This is a genomic window from Corallococcus sicarius, assembly GCF_003611735.1.
GTDB lineage: Bacteria > Myxococcota > Myxococcia > Myxococcales > Myxococcaceae > Corallococcus > Corallococcus sicarius.
On record NZ_RAWG01000154.1, the window covers coordinates 1 to 21,601 of the forward strand.

19 protein-coding genes are annotated in these 21,601 nt (G+C 70.2%); 11 read left to right on the forward strand and 8 right to left on the reverse strand.

From position 1 onward, the window contains the following. On the reverse strand, positions 1-1,126 hold a 1,126-nt coding region (locus D7X12_RS22870), incomplete at its 3' end, for an isochorismate synthase (RefSeq protein WP_120627419.1). 117 nt (positions 1,127-1,243) lie between these two features. Between D7X12_RS22870 and aroF the strand changes: the two genes are divergently transcribed. The 8 genes from aroF (at position 1,244) to D7X12_RS22910 (ending at position 9,423) form a co-directional block, all read left to right on the forward strand. Next, entirely contained in the window at positions 1,244-2,140 is an 897-nt protein-coding gene (gene aroF / locus D7X12_RS22875; protein ID WP_279637239.1) for a 3-deoxy-7-phosphoheptulonate synthase, read from the forward strand. Next, complete coding sequence (ubiE, locus tag D7X12_RS22880; RefSeq protein ID WP_120627406.1) at positions 2,137-2,826, forward strand: bifunctional demethylmenaquinone methyltransferase/2-methoxy-6-polyprenyl-1,4-benzoquinol methylase UbiE; 690 nt, start codon at positions 2,137-2,139, stop codon at positions 2,824-2,826. Before aroF ends, ubiE begins: the two co-directional genes overlap by 4 nt. A 118-nt stretch (positions 2,827-2,944) precedes the next feature. Then, positions 2,945-3,406 (forward strand): shikimate kinase, encoded by a 462-nt coding sequence (locus tag D7X12_RS22885; RefSeq protein ID WP_244224726.1) that lies wholly within the window; start codon positions 2,945-2,947, stop codon positions 3,404-3,406. Then, a complete protein-coding gene (locus tag D7X12_RS22890) occupies positions 3,406-4,653 on the forward strand; it encodes a shikimate dehydrogenase (protein ID WP_439329390.1) in 1,248 nt (415 codons plus the stop codon). The genes D7X12_RS22885 and D7X12_RS22890 overlap by 1 nt, the downstream gene beginning before the upstream one ends. Further along, positions 4,650-5,669 carry a chorismate synthase gene (aroC, locus tag D7X12_RS22895; protein ID WP_120627409.1) on the forward strand — a complete coding sequence of 340 codons (1,020 nt, stop codon included), beginning with the start codon at positions 4,650-4,652 and terminating at the stop codon, positions 5,667-5,669. The genes D7X12_RS22890 and aroC overlap by 4 nt, the downstream gene beginning before the upstream one ends. Further along, complete coding sequence (locus D7X12_RS22900) at positions 5,666-6,736, forward strand: 3-dehydroquinate synthase (protein ID WP_120627410.1); 1,071 nt, start codon at positions 5,666-5,668, stop codon at positions 6,734-6,736. The genes aroC and D7X12_RS22900 overlap by 4 nt, the downstream gene beginning before the upstream one ends. After that, on the forward strand, positions 6,733-8,028 hold the full coding sequence (locus tag D7X12_RS22905) for a 3-phosphoshikimate 1-carboxyvinyltransferase (RefSeq protein WP_120627411.1): 1,296 nt from the start codon (positions 6,733-6,735) through the stop codon (positions 8,026-8,028). The genes D7X12_RS22900 and D7X12_RS22905 overlap by 4 nt, the downstream gene beginning before the upstream one ends. 87 nt (positions 8,029-8,115) lie before the next feature. Then, a complete protein-coding gene (locus tag D7X12_RS22910; RefSeq protein ID WP_120627412.1) occupies positions 8,116-9,423 on the forward strand; it encodes a citrate synthase in 1,308 nt (435 codons plus the stop codon). 78 nt (positions 9,424-9,501) lie between these two features. Here the strand turns inward: D7X12_RS22910 and D7X12_RS22915 are convergent, their stop codons facing one another. Further along, positions 9,502-11,328: an AMP-dependent synthetase/ligase gene (locus D7X12_RS22915; RefSeq protein WP_208719225.1), complete on the reverse strand. Its 1,827-nt coding sequence runs from the start codon at positions 11,326-11,328 to the stop codon at positions 9,502-9,504. 80 nt (positions 11,329-11,408) lie between these two features. Between D7X12_RS22915 and D7X12_RS43495 the strand changes: the two genes are divergently transcribed. The 3 genes from D7X12_RS43495 (at position 11,409) to pyk (ending at position 14,306) form a co-directional block, all read left to right on the forward strand. Next, positions 11,409-11,780, forward strand: coding sequence for a hypothetical protein (locus D7X12_RS43495; RefSeq protein WP_167509034.1), 372 nt, complete (start codon positions 11,409-11,411; stop codon positions 11,778-11,780). A 130-nt stretch (positions 11,781-11,910) separates the two neighbouring features. Continuing rightward, positions 11,911-12,702 (forward strand): bifunctional nuclease family protein, encoded by a 792-nt coding sequence (locus D7X12_RS22920; RefSeq protein ID WP_120627413.1) that lies wholly within the window; start codon positions 11,911-11,913, stop codon positions 12,700-12,702. Positions 12,703-12,905: 203 nt separating this feature from the next. Next, a complete protein-coding gene (gene pyk, locus D7X12_RS22925) occupies positions 12,906-14,306 on the forward strand; it encodes a pyruvate kinase (protein ID WP_120627414.1) in 1,401 nt (466 codons plus the stop codon). A gap of 50 nt (positions 14,307-14,356) precedes the next feature. Here pyk and D7X12_RS22930 read toward each other — a convergent pair whose 3' ends face one another. The 6 genes from D7X12_RS22930 to lepA all read right to left on the reverse strand — a co-directional run bounded on the left by D7X12_RS22930 (position 14,357) and on the right by lepA (position 21,491). Beyond that, positions 14,357-15,022, reverse strand: coding sequence for a DUF7986 domain-containing protein (locus D7X12_RS22930; protein WP_120612306.1), 666 nt, complete (start codon positions 15,020-15,022; stop codon positions 14,357-14,359). A gap of 17 nt (positions 15,023-15,039) precedes the next feature. Next, a complete protein-coding gene (gene carA / locus D7X12_RS22935; RefSeq protein WP_120627415.1) occupies positions 15,040-16,164 on the reverse strand; it encodes a glutamine-hydrolyzing carbamoyl-phosphate synthase small subunit in 1,125 nt (374 codons plus the stop codon). Next, positions 16,164-17,465 carry a dihydroorotase gene (locus D7X12_RS22940; protein WP_208719227.1) on the reverse strand — a complete coding sequence of 434 codons (1,302 nt, stop codon included), beginning with the start codon at positions 17,463-17,465 and terminating at the stop codon, positions 16,164-16,166. The genes carA and D7X12_RS22940 overlap by 1 nt, the downstream gene beginning before the upstream one ends. Then, positions 17,462-18,355, reverse strand: coding sequence for an aspartate carbamoyltransferase catalytic subunit (locus D7X12_RS22945; protein ID WP_120627416.1), 894 nt, complete (start codon positions 18,353-18,355; stop codon positions 17,462-17,464). Before D7X12_RS22945 ends, D7X12_RS22940 begins: the two co-directional genes overlap by 4 nt. A 75-nt stretch (positions 18,356-18,430) precedes the next feature. Beyond that, positions 18,431-19,675 (reverse strand): signal peptidase I, encoded by a 1,245-nt coding sequence (lepB, locus tag D7X12_RS22950; RefSeq protein ID WP_120627417.1) that lies wholly within the window; start codon positions 19,673-19,675, stop codon positions 18,431-18,433. Between the two features lie 4 nt (positions 19,676-19,679). Then, a complete protein-coding gene (gene lepA / locus D7X12_RS22955; protein WP_120627418.1) occupies positions 19,680-21,491 on the reverse strand; it encodes a translation elongation factor 4 in 1,812 nt (603 codons plus the stop codon). Between the last annotated feature and the right edge of the window lie 110 nt (positions 21,492-21,601).

The following is a 21,601-nucleotide window of genomic DNA, read 5'->3' on the forward strand; positions in this document are numbered from 1 at the left end:
CCACCCAACCCACCGGCCCCGCGTACCAGCCCCTGTCCAGGGCCTCGTGCTCCACCAGGAACGACAGCGCGCGCTCGCGCGGCGTGCCTCCCACCGCGGGCGTGGGGTGCAGCGCGGTGACGACCTGCGCGGTGTCCACGCCCTCGTCCAGCTTCGCGCGGATGCCCGTGCGCAGGTGCATCACGTTCTTCAGCGCGAGCACCGACGGCTGCGCGTCCGCGGACACGCTCGCGGCCACCGGCTCCAGCGCCTGGAGGATGTAGCGCACCACCGCCTCGTGCTCGCGCCGGTCCTTGTCACTGGCATCCAGCGCGGCCTCGCCGCCCGGGGCCGCCGTGCCCGCGAGCGCCTCCGTCTCCAGCACCCGCCCGTCCACCCGGCACAGCGTCTCCGGCGTCGCGCCCAGGAAGCCCGTCCCGTCCGGCGCGCGGAAGAGGAACGTGGCGCAGCGGGGGTTCTGCTCACGCAGCCGCGCCAGCACGTCCACGACGTCGAAGGGCGCAGGCCCCTCCGCATCCATCGCCCGCGCCAGCACCACCTTGTGCAGGTGGCCCGTGGTGATGGCCTCCACCGCGCGGTCCACCAGGGCTTCGAAGTCGGGTCGCGACGACGTCGTGCGCAGCGCCACCGGCGCGCCCACCGCGTGGCGATAGGCCTGGGAGAAGGAGGCACGCACGCGCTCCAGCCTCGAGCGCACCGCGTCCTCGCCTCCCTGCGCTTCCGTGGCGAAGGCCGCGACATACAGCGCGTTGTCCTCGCGCCACACCAGCAGCTCCGGCAACGTCCAGCGCGCGAGCCCGTGCGAACGCCACGCGCCGTCCACCTGCCCCGTGGGGCTGAAGCGCATGCCGCCAAACCACGGCCCCGGCATGCGGACAGGCACGGGCCCCAACCACCGCACGGCTTCGTGACCCAGCGAGCCCAGCACCGCCGGAAGCTCCGCGGCGACGTGCGCCTCGCGCACACCGGCTTCGCCCCAGCCTGCCGCCGCCTCGCGGTCCACCGGGCGCTCCCAATACACGGAAGGAATGCCCAGGCTCCCTGCCCCGGCCAGGGGATCCACTCCCGCCAGAGGCATCATCCCGGCGACCCAATGCGGGCCCTCAGCGGGACTGAGCGGCGTCATCAGCAATTCTCCTAGGGGGCTCGCGGCCCATTACCTTCGATTGTCTTCTAAGCGATCTCGGCTATACATGCACCAAGGAGTTCAAAACCGCTTGAACTCCATGAAAAGGGAGCCGCCGTGGGAGGCCAGCAAGCAGACGACCCAGCCTCGCGGCGTGAGCCGGGCGCACACCGCGTCCTGCGCGCGACGCGTCCCGAAGGCACCCGGGTGCGGGTGGGTGGCGTGGAGGTCGGTGGGCGGGGCTTCGTGGTGATGGCGGGGCCGTGCGCGGTGGAGGGCGCGGAGCAGTTGGAGCTGTCGGCGCGCGCGGTGGCCCACGCGGGCGCACATCTGCTGCGCGGCGGCGTGTTCAAGCCGCGCACCAGCCCCTACGCCTTCCAGGGCATGGGCGAGCCCGGTTTGAAGCTGTTGGTGGACGCGGGCAAGCGGCACGGCCTGCCCATCATCAGTGAGGTGATGGAGACCGAGCAGCTGCCGCTGATGGCGCAGCACGCGGACATCCTCCAGGTGGGCGCGCGGAACATGCAGAACTTCGGGCTGCTGCGGGCGCTGGGCCGGGTGCGCAAGCCGGTGCTGCTCAAGCGCGGGCTGTCCGCCACGGTGCAGGAGTGGCTCAACGCCGCCGAGTACATCCTGGCCGGCGGCAACGAGCAGGTCATCCTGTGCGAGCGCGGCATCCGGACGTTTGAAACCGCCATGCGCAACACACTCGACCTGGCGGCGGTGGCTTGGGCCAAGCAGCACACGCACCTGCCCGTTATCGTGGACCCCTCGCACGCCACGGGCATCCCGGCGCTCATCCAGCCCATGTCGCTGGCGGCGGCGGCGGCGGGCGCGGACGGGTTGTTGATTGAAGTGCACGCGAAGCCGGAGCTGGCGCTGTGTGACGGGCAGCAGGCGATGTCGCCCGAGGATTTCATGACGTTGATGCGCCGGCTGCCGGGCGTGCTCGCCGCGGTGGACCGTCATCTTTGGAAGCCGGAAGGCCCGGCACAGATCGCAGGGGCACGATGAGCACCGAAGTCCGTCAGATGTTCTCTTCCATCGCCACGCGCTACGACGTGACGAACGAAGTCCTCTCCTTCGGCATCCACCGCCTGTGGCGGCGCACGGCAGTGAAGTACAGCCAGGCGAAGGAGGGCAGCCACGTGCTCGACTGCGCCACCGGCACCGGCGACCTGGCGCTGACGTTCAAGCGCAAGGTGGGCCCCACGGGCCGCGTCGTGGGCACGGACTTCTGCCCGGAGATGCTGCAGAGCGCGCCCGCCAAGGCCGCCAAGGCCGCCCTGGAGGTGGAGTTCCAGGTGCAGGACGCGATGGCGCTCACCTTCCCGGACAACACGTTCGACGTGGCGTCCATCTCCTTCGGCATCCGCAACGTGGATGATCCGGTGAAGTGCCTCCAGGAGATGGCGCGCGTGGTGCGCCCCGGTGGCCGCGTGGTGGTGCTGGAGTTCGGCCAGCCCGACGGTGCCTACGGCGCGCTGTTCCGCTTCTACAGCAAGACCATCATGCCGGCGATTGGCGGCCTGCTGACCGGCAACCGCGCCGCGTATCAGTACCTGCCTCGCACCGCGGCGGCCTTCCCCGCCGGCGAGCGCTTCCTCTCCCTGATGGACCAGGCCGGCGCCTACTCCGAGCGCGCCGCCCACCCCCTGCTGTTTGGAACCGCCTACGTCTATGTCGGAACCGTCCGCTGAGGCCCGGCGCCGACTCGTCACCCAGGTCGTCGCGTCGGTAGATCCCAGACTGCAGCAGGCGCTCCAGGGGGCACTCTCCGCCCCCGGGCCCTGCCCCCGCCCGGTGGAGGCACAGACCGTGGTGATCGCCGGCCATCGCGCCGCCGGCAAGACGCGCCTGTTGCCGCTATTCTCGCGCCTGCTCGGGCGCACCGGACTGGACCTGGACGCGGAGCTGGAGCGCCGACATGGCCGCCCGCTCCGGACCTGGGTCGCCGAGTCCCCCGCCACCTTCCGCGCCGCCGAACGCGAGACGCTGGGCCTGCTGCCCCCGGGCAGCGTGGTGGCGGTGGGCGGCGGCTTCCTGTCGCACCATCCGGAGGCGCTGCAGGAGCACTTCACGCTCGTCGTCCCGGTCACCTTCGACACGTACCGCGAGCGGCTGATGGCGGACGTGAAGCGCCCGCGCCTGCGCCCGGACGTGTCGCTGGAGGAAGAGCTCCACGCCATCTTCCACGAGCGCGAGGCCCTGCACGCGCGCGTGCCCACCATCTCCCTGGCGGACTTCCTCCGGGGCTGCCTTGCCCAGGAGTCCACCTGATGGCCGCCCTGCGAATCATCACCCTGCCCCCCACCCTCACCGGCGCGGACGCCGTGGCCTTCGCGAAGGACGGCCTGCGCCGGGGCGCGGACGTGGTGGAGGTGCGGACCGACCTGCACGCGCCCGACGCGGTGGATCCGGAGGCCCTGTCGCGCGTGATGCCGCTCCTGGTGTCCGAGCGGGACAAGCCCCTGCCCGCCGCGTGGGTGAAGGCCGCGTGGCGCGTGGACCGGGACGTGGAGCGCGCCCAGGACATGGATGCGCCCGCGGGCCGGCTGCTCGCGTCGCACCACGCGGAGGGACCGCTGACGACGGCGGAGGCGCTGCGTCGCTGGTCCCGCCCGATTCCGGCGGATGCGTTGGTGAAGCACGTGGAGCCCATGGACGGGCCCGCGCACCTGGACGTGCTGCTGGAGACGCAGCGTCAGCTCTCCGCCCGCTTCGGCGCCGAGCGCGTCACGGTGCTGGGGATGGGGCCGGTGGCGCTTCCGGCGCGCGCGGTTCTCTCCCGTCGCAACGGGCTGGAGTACGTGGCGATGGGCGGCGCGTGGACGGCCGCGCCGGGGCAGCGCCTGCTGGACGACGTGGCGCGCGAACACCGCAAGGCGAAGGACGCGAACGCGCCGCGCCTGGGCATCCTGGGCACGTCCATTTCGCACTCGCGCTCGCCTCGGATCCACCGTCAGCCGTTTGATCGCATCGACCTCGCGGAGGACGCGCCGGTGGAGGCGGTGGTGGATTCACTGCTGCCGCACTACGTGGGCTTCTCCGTCACCAGCCCCTTCAAGATGCGGCTCGCGCGACACACCGGCTCGGTGATGGAGGCCATCAACACGCTGGTGCGCCGGGGCTCGCGGTGGGCGGCCTTCAACACCGACACGGAAGGGGCCAGCGCGGTGCTGGAGCGCCTGGGTTCCCAGTCGGTGTCGGTGCTGGGAGACGGCGGCTCCACGCAGGCCCTGCGACTCGTGGCCGGGGAGCAGGGCGTCGCCCTGACCGTCGTGCGCCGGGCCGAGGTCCAGTCGCCCCTCACGGGGGACTGGGTGTGGACGTGGCCCGACCGGGTGGCTCCCCCCGAAACCCTGCGATTCGAGGGGGCGCGCGTGGCGGTGATCGCATACGGTGCGCCTGGCCGGCGCGTCGCCGCGGAGATCGTTCGCCGCGGGGGCACCCCTCTTCTGCTCGGTGCGGCGTGGTTCGTCGCCCAGGCCCGGCGGCAGCGACAACTCTGGGAAACGGCGACATGAATACCTTTGGCACCCTCTTCCGGCTGACGACCTTCGGCGAAAGCCACGGTCCCGCGCTCGGCTCCGTGCTGGACGGCTGCCCCGCGGGCGTTCCGCTCACGCGCGACCTGCTCCAGGCGGCGCTGGACCGCCGGCGTCCCGGGCAGTCCGCCCTCGTCACGGCCCGCAACGAGCCGGACACCGTGGAGATCCTCTCCGGCGTCTACGAGGACAAGACGCTGGGCACGCCCATCGCGGCCATCGTGCGCAACACGAACCAGCGCTCGCAGGACTACAACCAGCTGGCGGCCGTGGACCGGCCCGGCCACGCGGACGCCGTGTGGCGCGAGCGCTACAAGCACCGCGACCACCGCGGCGGCGGGCGCACCAGCGGCCGTGAGACGCTCTGCCGCGTCATCGGCGGCACCATCGCGGAGGCGTACCTCGCCCGCGACCTGCCCACGCTGAGCACCGTCGCGTACGTGTCGCAGGTCGGTGACCTCGTGGCCTCCGTGCCGGCGCCGGGCCTCACGCGCGCGCTGGTGGACGCGCACCCCACCCGCTGCCCGGACGCCGCCGTTCGCGACGAGATGTCCCGCCGGATCCTCGCCGCGAAGGAGGCGGGGGACAGCCTGGGCGGCGCCATCGACGTGCGCGTGGAGGGGCTGCCCGTGGGCCTGGGCGAGCCCATCTTCGGCAAGCTGAAGGCGCTCATTGCCCAGGCGCTGGGCAGCATCGGCGCCGTCACGGGCGTCGTCTGGGGCCCGCCGGATCTGCTGCTTCGCATCGGCCAGCCCGGCAGCCTGTTCCACTCCGTGAAGGACGCGTACGGCGGCATCCAGGGCGGCCTCGCCAACGGGGAGCCCATGCAGGTGCGCGCCTTCTTCAAGCCCCCCGCGACGCTCGCGGATCACGCCAAGGGCGGCCGACATGATCCGTGCATCATGCCCCGCGCCGTGCCGGTGCTGGAGGCCATGGTGTCGCTCGTCATCGCCGACCTCGTCCTGCAACTCAACGCCCGCCCCCACTCCGCATGAGCCCCCTTCCTCCCGGTGCCTATCGTCCCCCGGCTGATCGCTGGGGCTCCTTTGAAAAGCTGGCCGCCCGTCTCCCCGAGGGCAGCGTCGCGGTGGTGGACCGCACGGTCGCGCGCTTCCATCCCACGCTCCTCCCCACGCTGGAGGCCCGCTCCCCGCGCGCCATCATCCAGCTGGTCGGCGGTGAGCGCGCCAAGAGCATGGCGTCGCTGGAGAAGGTGCTCGCGGGCGGGCTGAACCTGCCGCGCTCCGGCACGCTCGTCGCCGTGGGCGGTGGCACCGTGGGCGACGTCGCCACCGTGGCCGCGCACCTGCTCAAGCGCGGCGTGCGGCTGGTGCAGGTGCCCTCCACGCTGCTCGCGGCGGTGGACAGCAGCCTCGGCGGCAAGGGCGCGGTGGACCTCACCGTGCGTGGCCGCGTGGTGAAGAACCCCGCCGGCGTCTTCCACTACGCCGACGAGACGTGGCTGTGCCCGGAGCTGTACGCCACGCTGTCCGACGCGCAGGTGCGCGAGGGCTCCATCGAGGCGTGGAAGATGGTCGCCTCGCTGGATGCGTCCCTCTTCCGCCGCTACGTGCGCACCCCGCCCGCGCTGGAGAAGCTGGTGAAGGACGCCCGGGGCCTGAAGGAAGGCATCTGCGCGAAGGACCCCTACGAGCACCAGGGCCTGCGCCGCGTGCTCAACTTCGGACACACCTTCGGCCACGTGCTGGAGAGCCTGTCGCGCTTCAAGCTGTCGCACGGCGACGCGGTGGGCCTGGGCATCCTCTGGGCGCTGGACGTGGGCCGGCACCTGGGCATCACGCCGGAGCCCGTGGCGCACGAGGTGGAGCGCGCCCTCACCCGCGGCCCGGGCGTGCTGGGCCGCGACCACGCCGCTGAATTGTCCCGCCGCGCGTCGCTGAAGGACGTGGCCGCGCTCCTGGACGCCGACAAGAAGGCCGGCGCGAAGGGCGAGCTGCGCATGGTGCTGCTCACCGCCGTGGGCACCGCTGAAGTCGTGGATGTGATGCCGAAAACCTGGCGTGCCCTCTGGCCCGCCTGGACCCGAGGAGCCCGCCCTTGAGCCACACCTCGCCGAGCCGTCTCACCGTCGACCCGAGCGCCCTGAGCGCCTCTCCGCTCACCCCTCCCGTGTCGAAGTCGGACGCTCAGCGAGCCCTCGTCTTGGGACACCTCTCGGGCGCCTGGCCACTGCCGTCCGTGCAGGCCGAGTCGGACGAGGACCTCCCCGCCGACGTGCGCGTGCTGCGCCGGGGCGTGGAGGCCCTGCGCCTTCCCGCGGGCCCCGTGCGCGACGTGGACTGCGCGGACGGGGGCGCCCCCTTCCGCATCCTGGTGACTCAGGCCGCGGTGACGCCCGGCGCCCGCGTGCGCTTCACCGGCACGCCCCGCCTGGGAGAGCGCCCGCATGGCCCGCTCTTCACGTCGCTGAAGCAGGCCCTGGGCTCCACGGGCCTGACGCTCACCGAAGGCACCCCGTGGCCGGTGGAGCTGCACGCGCCCCAGGACACGTCGCGGGTGGAGCCGGTGTTCCGCGTGCCGGGCGCGCAGAGCAGCCAGTACGCCTCCAGCCTGCTGCTGGGCTGCGCGGAGCGGTTCCTCCGCGAGCGGCGCGCCTGGAGCGTGGAGATTGAAGGCACGCTCACGAGCGCCGGCTACATGGACCTCACGGTGGCGTGGCTGCGGCGCTTCGGCTTCACCGTCGAGCAGTCCGAAAGTCACTACTCCGTGACGGCGTACCAGGCCCCGGCCTCCGTGCCGTCGCTGCCCGGGGACTGGTCGTCGCTGGGGTACCTGGTGCTGGTGGCCTGGCGCACCGGCGGCACGGTGGAGCGCGCGGAGCCGGAGAGCGCCCATCCCGACCAGGCGATCCTCCGGCGGGTCGCCGACGTGGGTTTGCGAATGGTGCCGGCAGGCGCTGCTAATACCTGGCGCTTCGAGGGCGAGGCGACCGGGGAGCTGCGTGCGTCCGGCAAGGAGTGCCCGGACCTGCTGCCCACGCTGGCGGCGCTCGCGTGTGTGCTGCCCCGGCCCACGACGTTGACGGATGTGGGCATCCTGCGGGTCAAGGAGAGTGACCGGCTGGAAGGCATCCGCACCCTGGTGGCGGCCTTCGGCGGCACCACCGAATTGAGCGCCGGCCCCGAGGGAGAGACGCTGCGCATCGTCCCCCCGACGCAGAAGCCCGCGCGCTTCGCCATCGACAGCCGGGGCGACCACCGCCTGGCGATGTCAGCGGCCACCCTGTGTGTGCTGTCCGGAGTGCCCCTGGAGCTGACGGGACCGGAGTGCGTGGAGAAGAGCTTTCCGGGGTTCTGGCGGCAGCTGGCGCGCTCCGGCGTTCGCTATTCCTGAGGACGCCGGGCGACGCGGAAGGTTCGCCTCTCTGACTTATCGATCTTTTTTGTTGAAAGCGTCCGCCGCCCTGTGAAATCTCCGCCCATGCCCAAGGACACGCTGACGATCACCGACAATCGGACCGGGAAGACGTACGAGGTCCCGATCGAGAACGGCTGTATCCGGACCCACGCCCTGCGCCAGATCAAGACCGGCGACGACGACTTCGGTCTCATGGGTTACGACCCGGCGTTCCTGAACACGGCGAACTGTAAGAGCGCCATCACGTTCATTGACGGTGACAAGGGCATCCTGGAGTACCGCGGCTACCCCATCGAGCAGCTGGCGGAGAAGTCCAGCTTCCTGGAGGTGGCCTACCTGCTGCTCAACGGCGAGCTGCCGCAGCAGAAGGACCTGGATCAGTTCACCCACCTGGTGACGCACCACACGCTGGTGCACGAGAACATCAAGTCCTTCATGGACGGGTTCCGCTACGACGCGCACCCCATGTCCATGCTGGCCTCCACGGTGGCCGCGCTGTCCGCCTTCTACCCGGACGCCAAGCACACCCGTGACGAGCGCAGCCGCCGCATCCAGATCACCCGGCTCATCGCCAAGATGCCCACCATCGCCGCGTTCTCCTACCGGCACACGATGGGGCTGCCGTACATCTACCCGGACAACGACCTGTCCTACGTCGCCAACTTCCTGACGATGATCAAGCGCATCGGCACGACCACCTACAAGGTGCACCCCGTGCTGGAGAAGGCGCTGGACGTCCTCTTCATCCTCCACGCGGACCACGAGCAGAACTGCTCCACGACGTCCGTGCGCACGGTGGGCTCGTCGGAAGTGGATCCGTACTCGGCGGTCAGCGCCGGCGTCGGCGCCCTCTACGGCCCGCTGCACGGCGGCGCCAACGAGGCCGTGCTGCGCATGCTCCGCGAGATCGGCCACATCTCGAAGATCCCGGACTTCATCAAGCAGGTGAAGGGCGGCGAGGGCGAGAAGAAGCTGATGGGCTTCGGCCACCGCGTCTACAAGTCCTACGACCCGCGCGCGAAGGTCATCAAGCGCGTGGCCGACGAGGTCTTCGAAGTCACGGGCAAGAACCCGCTCCTGGAGATCGCGCTCGAACTGGAGCGCATCGCGCTCGAGGACGAGTACTTCGTGAAGCGCAAGCTGTACCCCAACGTCGACTTCTACTCGGGCCTCATCTACGAGGCGATGGGCTTCCAGGCGGAGATGTTCCCCGTGCTGTTCGCCATCCCCCGCACGGTGGGCTGGTGCGCGCAGTGGGAGGAGATGGTGAAGGACTCCGAGCAGAAGATCGCCCGGCCCCGTCAGGTCTACACGGGCTCCGGCCGCCGCGAGTACGTCGCCATGGACAAGCGCCCGGCGCCCCAGAAGTAGCCACCGCTTGAGCCACTGAAGCACGTCAGGGGCGAAGGACTCTCACGGGTCCCTCGCCCCTTTCGCTTGTCCGGCGTCTCAGTCGTGGGTGCCCGTGGCGCCATGCCCGGCCGGCTCGCGGTAGAGCGCTTCGATGGCGCTCGCGTACTTCTCCTCCACCACCTTGCGGCGCACCTTCATGCTGGGCGTGAGCTCCCCGCCGTCGATGGAGAACTCACCGGGCAGCACGGTGAAGCGCTTGATGGTCTCGAAGCGCGACAGCTTCGGGTTCACCTCGCGCTCGAAGGCCTCGTGCAGGTGCTGCTGGAGCCGCGCGTCCTTCGCCAGGGTGGCCATGTCCTCCGGCCAGCCCTGCTCGCGCGCGAGCCGTCGGGCACGGTCCGGATCCAGCGTCAGCAGCGCGACGAGGTAGTTGCGCCGGTCGCCCAGCACCACCGCGTGCCCCACGGGCGACACGGACTTGAGCAGCTCCTCGATGTTCGCGGGCGACGTCTTCTTGCCGCCGGAGGTGACGATGATCTCCTTCTTGCGCCCGGTGATGCGCAGGAAGCCCTCCGCGTCCAGCTGCCCCACGTCCCCGGTGTGCAGCCACCCGTCCTCCAGCAGCTCCTGCGTGGCCGCGGGGTTGCGGTGGTAGCCCAGACACACGTTGCCGCCCTTGACAAGGATCTCCCCGTCCCCGGCGATGCGGACCTCCACGCCCAGCATGGGCCGGCCCACCGTGCCCATGCGGGCGCACGCGGAGGTGTTCACCGTGGCGGGGCCCGTCAGCTCCGTCATGCCCCAGGCCTCCAGCAGGACGACGTCGATGGAGGCGAAGAAGTCCAGCACGTCCCGGCCGATGGGCGCCGCCGACGTGGCGAACAGCCGCGCGCGGTCCAGGCCGATGCGCGTCTTCAGCGGCGCGAACACCAGCCGCTGGGCCAGCGCGTACTTGGCCTCCATCAGGCCCGGCACGCGCTCCTGGTTGAGCCGCCGCGTGTTGCGCTCCAGCGCCGTGCCCCGCGCCCACTCCACCAGCCGGCGCTTCAGGGGCGGCTGCGCGGCCAGCCCCTCCTCCGCCTTCGTCTTGAACTTCTCCCAGACGCGCGGCACCGCGAAGAAGTGCGTGGGGCGGACCTCCCGCAGGTTCTGCCCCAGCGCGTCCAGGGAATCCGCGAAGTACACCTGGATGCCCATCAGCAGGGGGGCATGGAGGGAGACCACCTGCTCCGCGATGTGCGACAGCGGCAGGTAGGACAAGAGCTTCGCGTCCTCCATGTCGCCGAAGGCCATCGTTTCGCCCAGCTGGTGCGCCGTCCACGCCAGGTTGCGGTGGCTCAGGGCCACGCCCTTGGGCTGGCCGGTGGTGCCGGACGTGTAGATGAGCGTCCCCAGCCCGTCCGGGTGCAGCGCGTGGACACCGTCCCAGTAGGGGCTCTCATCCGCCTGCCCCCCGGAGGCCAGCACGTCCGCGTACCGCAGGACGCCCTCCGGCAGGGGGGTGGGCGCGTCCACGACGAGGACGTACTTCAGCGCCGGCAGCCGCTTCTGGAGCTCCAGGGCGGTCGCCAGGTGCTTCGCGTTCTCCACCAGGAGGAAGCGGGCCTCGCAGTGGCCCAGGATGTAGGTGAGCTGCTCCAGGCTGCTGGTGGTGTAGAGCCCCACCGGCACGCCGCCCAGGGCCATGGCCCCCAGGGCCGCCACGTGCCACGCCTCGCGGTTGAAGCTGAGGATGCCCAGGGGGTCCCCCTCCCGGAAGCCCAGCCCGTGCAGCCCCAGCGAGAAGCGTTTGACGCGCTGGGCATAGTCGAACCAGGAGATGGGGACATACGCGCCGCCATTCCGCGACCACAGCGCCGGGCGGTGCTCCAGCCGTGCGGCCTGGTCATGGAGCGCGTGGAGCATCGTCTTGGGCAGGTCCATCCGACGGAACGTAGTGGAAGCGCGAGGGCCAAACCAACTCCCTGCGTCTCCGACGTTGACAGCATGTTCACCTGCTTTGTATGCCGCGCCCGACCATGAGCATCGACTTCACCTGTCAGAAGTGCGAGGCGAGCTTCGAGTTGGAAGCCCAGGACCTCATCGAGGGGACGGAGAAAATCGTCTGCCCCCACTGCGATACGAAGGCGCCCGCCAACCTCTCGGAGGACTTCGTCGCCGCGCTCACGGAGATGCGCGCGCAGATCGCCGTCTTGAGCAAGAAGTTCGCGGTCACGTTGACGCTCGAGGCCGAGGAGCTGGAGGACGAGCTCGACGACGAGGACGAAGAGGAGGAGGAGACCGAGGACGACGACCTCGACGAGGACGAGGACGACGAGGAGTCGGAGGACGACGAGGACTACGACGAGGCGGAGGACGAGGAACAGGACCGCTAGTCGAGTCGCACGCTCTCTTCCCGCCTGGCCGGCTGCCCCCCAACCTGGGGGGCAATCGTTCGGGGGCAGCACGCGGCGGCCGGAAGTGCGGCGCCCTCCCGGTGAAGGGGGAGGTGCGTAGGTTAGGGATGTGAAAACGTCCAACCGCGCCGACTTCTTCGTTGCTCCGTTCACGGCCGTCGTGCTGGCGCTGGGAGGACTGCTCTTCCTTCCCGCGTTCGGCATCCCCGGCGCCATCGCCGCCTCCGGGCCGGCGGAAGGGAAGGAAAAGCCCTGCCTGACGGAAAAGGGCGGTGATCCCAAGGCCTGCACGGACCTGGTGGAGCTGGAAGTGAAGGACGTGGTGCCCCTGATGGAGGCACAGACGCACGCCGTGGTGCTGAGCACCAAGGACGGGGAGACGGTGCTGCCCCTCTTCGTGGACGAGGGCGCTGCGGTGTCCATCGCCTTCCGACTCGCGGAGCGGATGCCGCCCCAGCCCCTGGCGCAGGACCTGCTGGACGACGTGGTGTCCAAGCTGGGTGGCAAGGTCACGGAGGTCCGCATCGACGACCTGCGCGACAACATCTACTCCGGCCGCGTCTTCCTGCAGCAGGGCAAGAAGGAGATGGCGCTGGATGCCCGGCCCTCCGACTCCATCGCCATGGCCATGCACAGCAACGCCCGCATCCGGGTGACGCGCAAGGTGCTGGCGCTGGCGGGCATCACCCGCTCGGAGATTGAAGCCCTGCAGAAGCAGGAGGGCATGGGCGTGGGTGGCAGTGGCCACGGCGAGGAGCTGGGTCCCCTGCCCCCGCCGCCGCCCATGGGGCCCAGCGCGGGCTCGCCGAAGCCGCCCTCGGAGGACATCGGCATGGACCGCTCCACCACCGAGGATCCGGTGATGGCGCCCGTGGGCAAGGGCCAGGAGATCGACCTCTAGCCCCACCGCGGATGCCTGGAACGACGAAAGCCCGGCCCCCCCTCCAGGGATAGCCGGGCTTTCGTTCGTCTCAAGCGTCTGAGAGCCACGAATGGCGCGCGCCGCTTGCGGGAACTTTCCGTCCAGCGCGTGCTCAAAGAGTTAGCCCTCCGGGCGCAAGGCTGTCAAGCCGCCCACCCCGAGGCGCTAGGATGCGCGGCCCTATGCGCAAGGCGAAGATCATCTGCACGCTGGGCCCGGCTTCCGACTCGCGGGAAGTCATCGAAGGGCTGGTCCGCGCGGGCATGAACGTGGCCCGGCTCAACTTCTCCCACGGTACGCACGACGAGCACCGTCAGCGCGTCCAGCGCATCCGCGCCGTGTCGAAGAAGCTGGGCGTGCCGGTGGCCATCCTCCAGGACGTCCAGGGCCCCAAGGTGCGCCTGGGCAAGTTCGAGGGCGGCCAGCTGCAGGTGACGGCCGGCGACACGGTGACGGTGACGACGCGCGCGGTGCTGGGGGCGGGCCGCACCATCCCCACCCCCGTCCGTTCGCTGCCCCGGGACGTGGAGAAGGGCCACGTGGTGCTCCTGGACGACGGCCGGGTGCGCCTGCGCGTGCTGAAGGTGGACGGCCGGGACGTGTCCTGCCGCGTGGAGGTGGGCGGCCTGCTCAAGGACCACAAGGGGCTCAACCTTCCTGGCACCGCCATGTCCGTGCCCACCCTGACGGACAAGGACAAGGTGGACCTGGCGTTCGGCCAGGAGGTGGGCGTGGACTACGTGGCGCTGTCCTTCGTGCGCTCCGCGCAGGACGTGCGGCAGGCCCGGGCGCTGGTGGCCCGGCGCAAGACGCCCCTCATCTCCAAGATTGAGAAGCCCCAGGCGGTGGAGAACCTGGAGGCCATCGCCGCGGAGTCGGACGGGGTGATGGTGGCCCGCGGGGACCTGGGCGTGGAGATGCCCCTGGAGCAGCTGCCCGCCATCCAGAAGCGCATCGTGCGGGAGGTCAACCGCATGGGGGGGCTCGTCATCGTCGCGACGGAGATGCTGGAGAGCATGGTGAACAACGCCCGGCCCACGCGCGCGGAGGTGTCCGACGTGGCCAACGCCATCCTCGACGGCGCGGACGCGGTGATGCTGTCCGGAGAGACGGCCGCGGGCCGCTACCCCGTGGACGCGGCGGCCACCATGGCGCGCATCGTGGAGGAGACGGAGCGCACCGGGACGACGTCCCTCCTGCACTCCCCCTTCGAGTTCTCCGAGGACCTGGGCACCGGCATCGCGGCGGCGGCGGTGGCCGCGTCGCGGCAGCTCAACATCGGGACCATCATCGCCTACACGGAGGGGGGCCACACCGCGCGGCTCATCTCCGAGTTCCGCCCCGGCGCGCGCGTCATCGCCCTGACGCCCAACGCGGACACGGTGAACCGCATGGCGCTGTACTGGGGGGTGTCCGGCCACCTGGTGAAGCGCGTCACGTCCACGGACGCCATGCTCAAGCAGGTGCGCCGCCTCTGCAACGAGGAGCACTTCTGCGAGCCGGGCACGCCCGTCATCGTCGTGGCCGGCGTGCCGCTCAACATCCCGGGCAACACCAACCTCATGAGCATCCACCGCATCTGACGCGCGGTGGATGCCGGTGCGGCGGGCCCTGCTGACGTCCTACCGGGACGTCAGAAGGCCTTCTGCGCGAAGTCGTAGAGCTTCTCCACGGACAGCTGGCGGTAGCGCTCCACGTTGAGGGCGCGGCGGGCGCACTCCCACACGAGGTCGCGGGGCGGGCGCTCCGGCTCCTTCTTCTTGCGGCGCTTCACCTCGGCCTTGATGGCCTTGAGCGCCATGGCCGGGTGGTAGCAGAAGGCGGAGGAGAACAGCAGGTGCCCGCCGAAGGGCACGAGCCGCGCCTCCAGCACGTCGCCCGTCTCCAGGCCCGCGATGTGACGGCGCTCCGTCACGTCGAAGTCCTTGCCGGAGAAGAGCTCGCGCAGGCGCACCATGCCCTTGCCCAGCTTGCGCACCTCGAAGAGGCCGTGGACCGTCTCCGTGAAGCTGCGGAAGGCGTTGGCCTCCTCCGGCGGCGCGGACTGGAGCCGCTGCTCGTACAGCTCCGCGGCCGGCGTCTTGCCGGTGAGCGGCGAGACGCGGTCGTAGAGGTAGTAGTCCAGGAACGACGCCATGCGCAGCTCGAAGAACTTGTCGTCCTCGAACACTTCGCCGGTGAGGCGGAAGTACTCCGCCTTCGCGTCGAGCAGGTCCGGCTTGCGCGGCTCCGCGCTGCCGAAGGCGATGAGCTGGTCCAGGTACGGCTGATACGACAACGGGGTCAGCGCGGTTTCCATGAGCGGTGGCGCCTCTGCTACCCCGCCATCAGCGTCGCGAAGCGGCTGAACAGGTAGCGCGCGTCGTGAGGGCCGGGCGAAGCCTCGGGGTGGTACTGCACGCTGAAGGCCCTCGCGTCCGGAACGGCCAGGCCCTCCACCGTACCGTCGTTGAGGTTGATGTGCGTGACGACGGCCAGGCCCTTGAGGCTGGCGTCATCCACCGCGAAGCCGTGGTTCTGGGCGGTGATCTCCACCTTGCCCGTCGTCAGGTCCTTCACGGGCTGGTTGGCGCCGCGGTGGCCGAACTTCATCTTGTACGTCCGGCCGCCCAGCGCCAGCGCCATGATCTGATGGCCCAGGCAGATGCCGAAGATGGGCACCTTGCCCAGGAGCGCCGCCACCGTGCGGTCCGCGCCCTTCACCGCGGCCGGGTCGCCCGGGCCGTTGGCCAGGAAGACGCCGTGCGGCTTGCGCGCCAGCACCTGCTCCGCCGTGGTGTTCGACGGCACCACCGTCACGCGGCAGCCCACGTCCACCAGGTACTGGAGCATGGAGCGCTTGAGGCCGTAGTCGTACGCCACCACGTCGTACTTCAGCTCCGGCGCGGGGCGCGGGTCCCCGGGCCCCAGGAACACGTCCGGCGTGGGCGTGGTGAAGACATACGGCTGCTTGCAGGAGACGCCCGTCGCCAGGTCCATGCCCTCCATGCCCACCGCGTTGCGCGCGCGCTCCACGAGCGCCTGCGGGGAGACGTTCTCCGTGGAGATGACGCCCATCTGCGCGCCGTGCGTGCGCAGGTGGCGCACCAGCCGGCGGGTGTCCACGCCTTCGATGCCGGCACGGCCGTGGCGCGCGAGGTACGCGTCCAGCGTCTCCTCCGAGCGCCAGTTGGAGGGCGTCCGCGTGAGCGAGCGCACCACCATGCCCACCGCGTGCGGCAGCCCCGCCTCTTCATCCCCTGCGTTCGCCCCGATGTTGCCCATCTCCGGATAGGCCATGGTGACGATCTGCCCCACGTACGAGGGGTCCGTGAGGATCTCCTGGTAGCCGTACATGGACGTGTTGAAGACCACCTCACCCACCGTCTCGCCGGAAGCGCCGAAAGCGCGTCCTTCGAAGGTGGTGCCATCCGCCAGTGCGAGCACCGCCCGCTTCGTCATCACCGCGACTCCTTGAGCTGACCGTCCTCGAACACACACCGGCCCCCCACCCACGTCTGCGTCACGCGACCCTTGAACGTGCGCCCGTGGAAGGGGGTGTTGCGACTGCGGGAATAGAACCGGTGGGCATCCACCGTCCACTCCTCCCCAGGTGATACGACCGTGATGTCCGCTGGAGACCCGGGGGCCAGGTGACCGCCCGGCAGGCCGAATACCCTCGCAGGCCCCTCCGACAGCAGCTCCACCGCCCTGCGCGGGGTGAGCACGCCCTCATGCACCAGCGCCAGCGTGAGCCCCAGCGCCGTCTCCAGGCCGACGATGCCGTTGATGCCCTTCTCGAACTCCACCAGCTTGTCGGACACGCCGTGCGGCGCGTGGTCCGTGGCGATGGCGTCCACCGTGCCGTCCACCAGCGCCTCGCGCAGCGCCTTCACGTCCGCGTCGCCTCTCAAGGGGGGCGCCATCTTCGCGTGGGTGTCGTAGTCCCCCACCGCCCGGTCATCGAGCGTGAAGTGGTGCGGGGCCACCTCGCAGGTGACGCGCAGGCCGCGCTTCTTGGCCTCGCGGATGAGCCGCACGCTGCCCTCGCACGACACGTGCGCGACGTGCAGGCGGCCCTTCGTCTCCTCCAGGAGGATGAGGTCGCGCGCCACCATGGCCACCTCCGCGGAGGCGGGAATCCCGCGCAGGCCCAGGCGCGTGGACGTGGCGCCCTCGTGCATCGCGCCGCCCGCGGACAGCGTCAGGTCCTCCTCATGCACCATCACCGGCACGTCGAAGAGGGTGGCGTACTGGAGCACCCGGCGCATCAGCGCCGCGTTCATCACCGGGCGGCCGTCGTCGGTGAGGGCCACGCAGCCCGCGCCGATGAGCTCCCCCGCCTCCGACAGCTCCTCGCCCTTGAGCCCCTTGGTGATGGCCCCGGCCGGGTACACGTGACACAGGTCCGCGTCCCGCGCGCGCGACAGCACCAGCTCCGTGACGAGCGCGCTGTCGTTGACGACCTTGGTGTTGGGCATGGCCACGACGCCGGTGAAGCCGCCCGCCACCGCCGCGCGGCAGCCGGTGAGGACCGTCTCCTTGCCCTCCTCGCCCGGCTCGCGCAGGTGCACGTGCAGGTCGATGAAGCCCGGCACCACCCACTTGCCCGTGGCGTCCACGACGCGCGCGTCCTTCGGCGCGGTCAGCGGGGCCTCCGACACCTGGGCCACCCGGCCGTCCGTGACGAGCACGTCCCGGATGCCATCCACTTCGTTGCGCGGGTCGATGACGCGCGCCCGCTGGAAGAGCACCGACGTCATGATGCGCACACCTCCAGGATGGCCCGGCGCACCGCGACGCCGTTGGCCACCTGCTCCAGGATGACGCTGCGAGGTCCGTCCGCCACCACCGGCGACAGCTCCACGCCGCGGTTGATGGGGCCCGGGTGCAGCACGGGCGCGTCCGGCTTCATCTTCTCCACGCGGGCGGGCGTCAGCCCGAACAGCCGCGAGTACTCCCGCTGCGAGGGCAGGAAGGCCTCCGCCATCCGCTCCGTTTGCAGCCGCAGACACATCACCGCGTCCGCCTGCGGCAGCACGGCGTCCAGGTGGTGCGTCACCTCCCCGCCCATCTCCTCCAGCCCCGGGGGCAGGAGGGTGGGCGGCGCGCAGAGCACGACGCGGGCCCCCAGCGCCTTCAGGCACACGAGGTTGGAGCGGGCCACCCGGCTGTGCAGCACGTCGCCGACGATGAGCACCGTGCGGCCGTCCAGCCGTCCCCAGCGCTGGCGCAGCGTGAAGGCGTCCAGCAGGGCCTGTGAGGGGTGCTCGTGGGCGCCGTCCCCTGCGTTGACCACGGCGCACTTCACGTGCCGGGCGACGAGGTGCGGCGCGCCTGAAGATCGGTGCCGGATGACGATGACCGCCGGGCCCATGGCTTCGATGTTGCGGGCGGTGTCCAGGAGCGTCTCCCCCTTGGACACGGAGGAGCCGGCGTGGCTCCAGTTGAGGACGTCGGCGCCCAGCCTGCGGGCGGCCACCTCGAAGGAGGAGCGCGTCCGGGTGGAGTCCTCGAAGAAGAGGTTCGCCACGACCTTGCCCCGCAGGACGTGCGAGGTGTCCGGTCCGCCGGGCAGATGCTCCTGTGCGCGGTCGAGCAGGGACTCCAGCTCGTCCCGCCGCCAGCCTGCGATTCCGAGAAGATGTCTCATGGGCCGGGGCCGCCGCGTACCCCGCGCCGCACGTTGCGTCAAGCGTGGCGCGAGCCGGCCCGTCGCAGACGTCGCTCAACGCACCGGTTCGAAGAAGCGCTCCACCCGCAGGCCCGTGCCGCCAAACAGGTTGCTCAGCAGGCCGCCGTAGCCGAGCGACAGCCACACCACCATGGCCTTGCCCTTGATGTGCCCGTACGGCACGTAGGCGACCCCGTAGCCGGGCGCGCCCAGGTTGTAGCGGCTGTCCGCGCTGTTATCGCGGTTGTCGCCCATCACGAAGACGCTGTCGGTGGGCACCGTGTAGGGGCCCTCGTGCTCGCGGCCCGGCATGCGCATGGGGCTCTGCAGCGACGAGTGCACCACGCCTGACAGGTCCTCGCGGTAGAGGACCTCCTCCTGGTCGAACCACTGCCCGGCGCGCTCGTCCCAGTTGTGCACCACGAAGTCCGGCGACACCAGCGTGCGCGTCTGCGCCTCGCCGTTGATGCGCACCACCCCGTCCACGATCTCCACCGTGTCGCCGGGGATGCCCACCACGCGCTTGATGAAGTCCTTGGACTCGTCCACCGGGTTGTTGAAGACGATGACGTCCCCGCGCTGCGGCGCCCGCACGATGCGGAACGGCACGAAGTTCGTGAACGGGATGCGCACGCCGTAGATGTACTTGTTGACGAAGACCTGGTCGCCAATCTGCAGCGTGGGCAGCATGGAGCCGGAGGGGATGCGGTACGGCTCCACCAGCACGGTGCGGATGACGGCCGCGATGAGGAGCGCCTTGGCGAAGCCGCCCACGAAGTCCCACACGGACTGCTTGCGGTACGGCCCCAGGTGCTCCTGGGTGAGGGCCTCCAGCGCCTTCACCTCCGTGCGCAGCGCCTCCGCGTTGCCCGCCACCGAGGCGCTCTCCACGCGCAGGGCCTGTTCGGTGAGGCGGTCCGCCACGGTCGCGGGGACCTTGTCCTTCACCCGCTCCAGGATGCGCTCGTCCTCCGCGAGCAGCTCGCGCGCCTCGTGCCGGAGCGTGCGCAGCACGGACTCCTTGCGGGACACGTTGCGCCACACCAGGAGGCCCACGAAGGCGGCGACCATCAGCAGGCCGAACCCCTTCATCAGGGGCTGGGCCCAGGACGCCGTCGCGGGCGCCATCTCAATCAGCGTGACGTAGGGGATGAAGGCCAGGCCCACGCCGCACAGGGGGGCCCAGAGGCTGGTGAGCAGCTCGCGCCACACCAGCTGGCGGCGGGCCCTGAGCTGCTCGGGGGTCCGGCGCGCGGCCATGGCCGCTCCCAGCTTCGCGGAAGGACTGGCCGTGCTCATAGGGCTACTGCTCCGTCTTGAGGACCGCGAGGAAGGCTTCCTGCGGAATCTCCACCGTGCCCACCTGCTTCATGCGCTTCTTGCCCTCCTTCTGCTTCTCCAGGAGCTTGCGCTTGCGGCTGATGTCACCGCCGTAGCACTTGGCGAGCACGTTCTTGCGCATGGCGGAGATCGTCTCGCGGGAGATGATCTTCGCGCCGATGGCGGCCTGGATGGCCACCTCGTACATCTGCTTGGGAATCACTTCCTTGAGCTTCTCGCAGACCTCGCGGCCGCGCAGGTACGCACGCTCGCGGTGCACGATGACGCTCAGCGCGTCCACCGGCTCCCCGTTGATGAGGATGTCCAGCTTCGCGAGGTCCGCCTCGGCGTAGCCCGTCAGCTCGTAGTCCAGGCTCGCGTAGCCGCGCGACACGCTCTTCAGGCGGTCGAAGAAGTCGAAGACGACCTCCGCCATGGGCATCTCGTACGTCACCTGCACGCGCGTGCCGCTGGAGCCCAGGTACTTCATGTCCTTCTGCACGCCGCGGCGGTCCTGGCACAGCTTCAGGATGGCGCCCAGGTGCTCGTTGGGCACGTGGATGTGACAGGTGAGGATGGGCTCCTCGAACTTGGTGATGTTCTGCGTCGGCGGCAGCTTCGCCGGGTTGTCCACCAGGAGCACTTCATCCTTGGTGGTGGTGATGCGGTAGACCACCGACGGCGCCGTGGTGATGAGGTTGAGGTTGTACTCGCGCTCCAGCCGCTCCTGGACGATCTCCATGTGGAGCAGGCCCAGGTAGCCGCAGCGGAAGCCGAACCCCAGCGCCGTGGACGACTCCGGCTCGTAGGTGAAGGCGGAGTCGTTCAGCGTCAGCTTCGCCAGCGCGTCGCGCAGGTTCTCGTAGTCGGACGAGTCCACCGGGAAGATGCCGCTGAAGACCATCGGCTTGACTTCCTTGAACCCCGGGAAGGGTTCCGCCGTGGACCGCGCCTCTTCCGTGACGGTGTCGCCGACCTTCGCATCCTGCAGCTCCTTCACGTTCGCGACGAGGACACCCACCTCGCCGGCCATGAGCTGCGTGACGGGGCGCGAGAACGGGCTGAACACGCCCAGCTCCTGCACCTCGAAGGCCTTGTTGTTGCTGAACATCTTGATCTTCTGCCGGAGCTTCAGCGTGCCTTCCAGCACGCGCACCAGCACCACCACGCCCCGGTAGTTGTCGTACCAGGAGTCGAAGATGAGGGCCTTGAGCGGCGCGTCCACGGCACCCGTGGGCGGCGGCACCAGCTTCACCACCGACTCCAGGATGTCGTGGATGCCGATGCCCTCCTTCGCGGAGGTGGGCACCGCGGTGGACGCGTCAATGCCGATGACGTCTTCAATCTCCGAGCGCGTGCGCTCCACGTCCGCGGACGGCAGGTCGATCTTGTTGATGACCGGGATGATGGCCAGGTCGTGATCCAACGCCATGTAGACGTTGGCCAGCGTCTGGGCCTCCACGCCCTGGCTCGCGTCCACGACGAGCAGCGCCCCCTCGCACGCGGCGAGGCTGCGGCTCACCTCGTAGGCGAAGTCCACGTGCCCCGGTGTGTCGATGAGGTTGAGGACGTAGTTCTGGCCGTCCTTCGCGGTGTACGACATCCGCACGGACTGGGCCTTGATGGTGATGCCCCGCTCACGCTCGATGTCCATGTTGTCGAGGAACTGGGCCTGCGCCTCACGCTTGGTCAGCGTGCCTGTCTTCTCCAGGAGGCGGTCGGCCAGCGTCGACTTTCCATGGTCGATGTGGGCGATGATGCAGAAGTTGCGGATGTGCGCGTTTTCAGCCGGCATGTTCAGGGCGCTCGATCAGTCGCGAAGCGGGCGTAGGTAACACCGAACCGCCCGAAAATCCACGACCGTGCACACCCGACAGCAGGGCAACCCACCCGCCTGACGCCCCC

Bases quoted from the DNA above. Each gene is read 5' to 3' on its own strand.
- ubiE (WP_120627406.1), top strand. From the start codon at position 2,137: ATGAGCACCGAAGTCCGTCAGATGTTCTCTTCCATCGCCACGCGCTAC.
- D7X12_RS22890 (WP_439329390.1), top strand. From the start codon at position 3,406: ATGGCCGCCCTGCGAATCATCACCCTGCCCCCCACCCTCACCGGCGCG.
- aroC (WP_120627409.1), top strand. From the start codon at position 4,650: ATGAATACCTTTGGCACCCTCTTCCGGCTGACGACCTTCGGCGAAAGC.
- D7X12_RS22900 (WP_120627410.1), top strand. From the start codon at position 5,666: ATGAGCCCCCTTCCTCCCGGTGCCTATCGTCCCCCGGCTGATCGCTGG.
- D7X12_RS22910 (WP_120627412.1), top strand. From the start codon at position 8,116: ATGCCCAAGGACACGCTGACGATCACCGACAATCGGACCGGGAAGACG.
- D7X12_RS22915 (WP_208719225.1), bottom strand. From the start codon at position 11,328: ATGGACCTGCCCAAGACGATGCTCCACGCGCTCCATGACCAGGCCGCA.
- D7X12_RS43495 (WP_167509034.1), top strand. From the start codon at position 11,409: ATGCCGCGCCCGACCATGAGCATCGACTTCACCTGTCAGAAGTGCGAG.
- pyk (WP_120627414.1), top strand. From the start codon at position 12,906: ATGCGCAAGGCGAAGATCATCTGCACGCTGGGCCCGGCTTCCGACTCG.
- D7X12_RS22930 (WP_120612306.1), bottom strand. From the start codon at position 15,022: ATGGAAACCGCGCTGACCCCGTTGTCGTATCAGCCGTACCTGGACCAG.
- carA (WP_120627415.1), bottom strand. From the start codon at position 16,164: ATGACGAAGCGGGCGGTGCTCGCACTGGCGGATGGCACCACCTTCGAA.
- D7X12_RS22940 (WP_208719227.1), bottom strand. From the start codon at position 17,465: ATGACGTCGGTGCTCTTCCAGCGGGCGCGCGTCATCGACCCGCGCAAC.
- D7X12_RS22945 (WP_120627416.1), bottom strand. From the start codon at position 18,355: ATGAGACATCTTCTCGGAATCGCAGGCTGGCGGCGGGACGAGCTGGAG.
- lepB (WP_120627417.1), bottom strand. From the start codon at position 19,675: ATGAGCACGGCCAGTCCTTCCGCGAAGCTGGGAGCGGCCATGGCCGCG.
- lepA (WP_120627418.1), bottom strand. From the start codon at position 21,491: ATGCCGGCTGAAAACGCGCACATCCGCAACTTCTGCATCATCGCCCAC.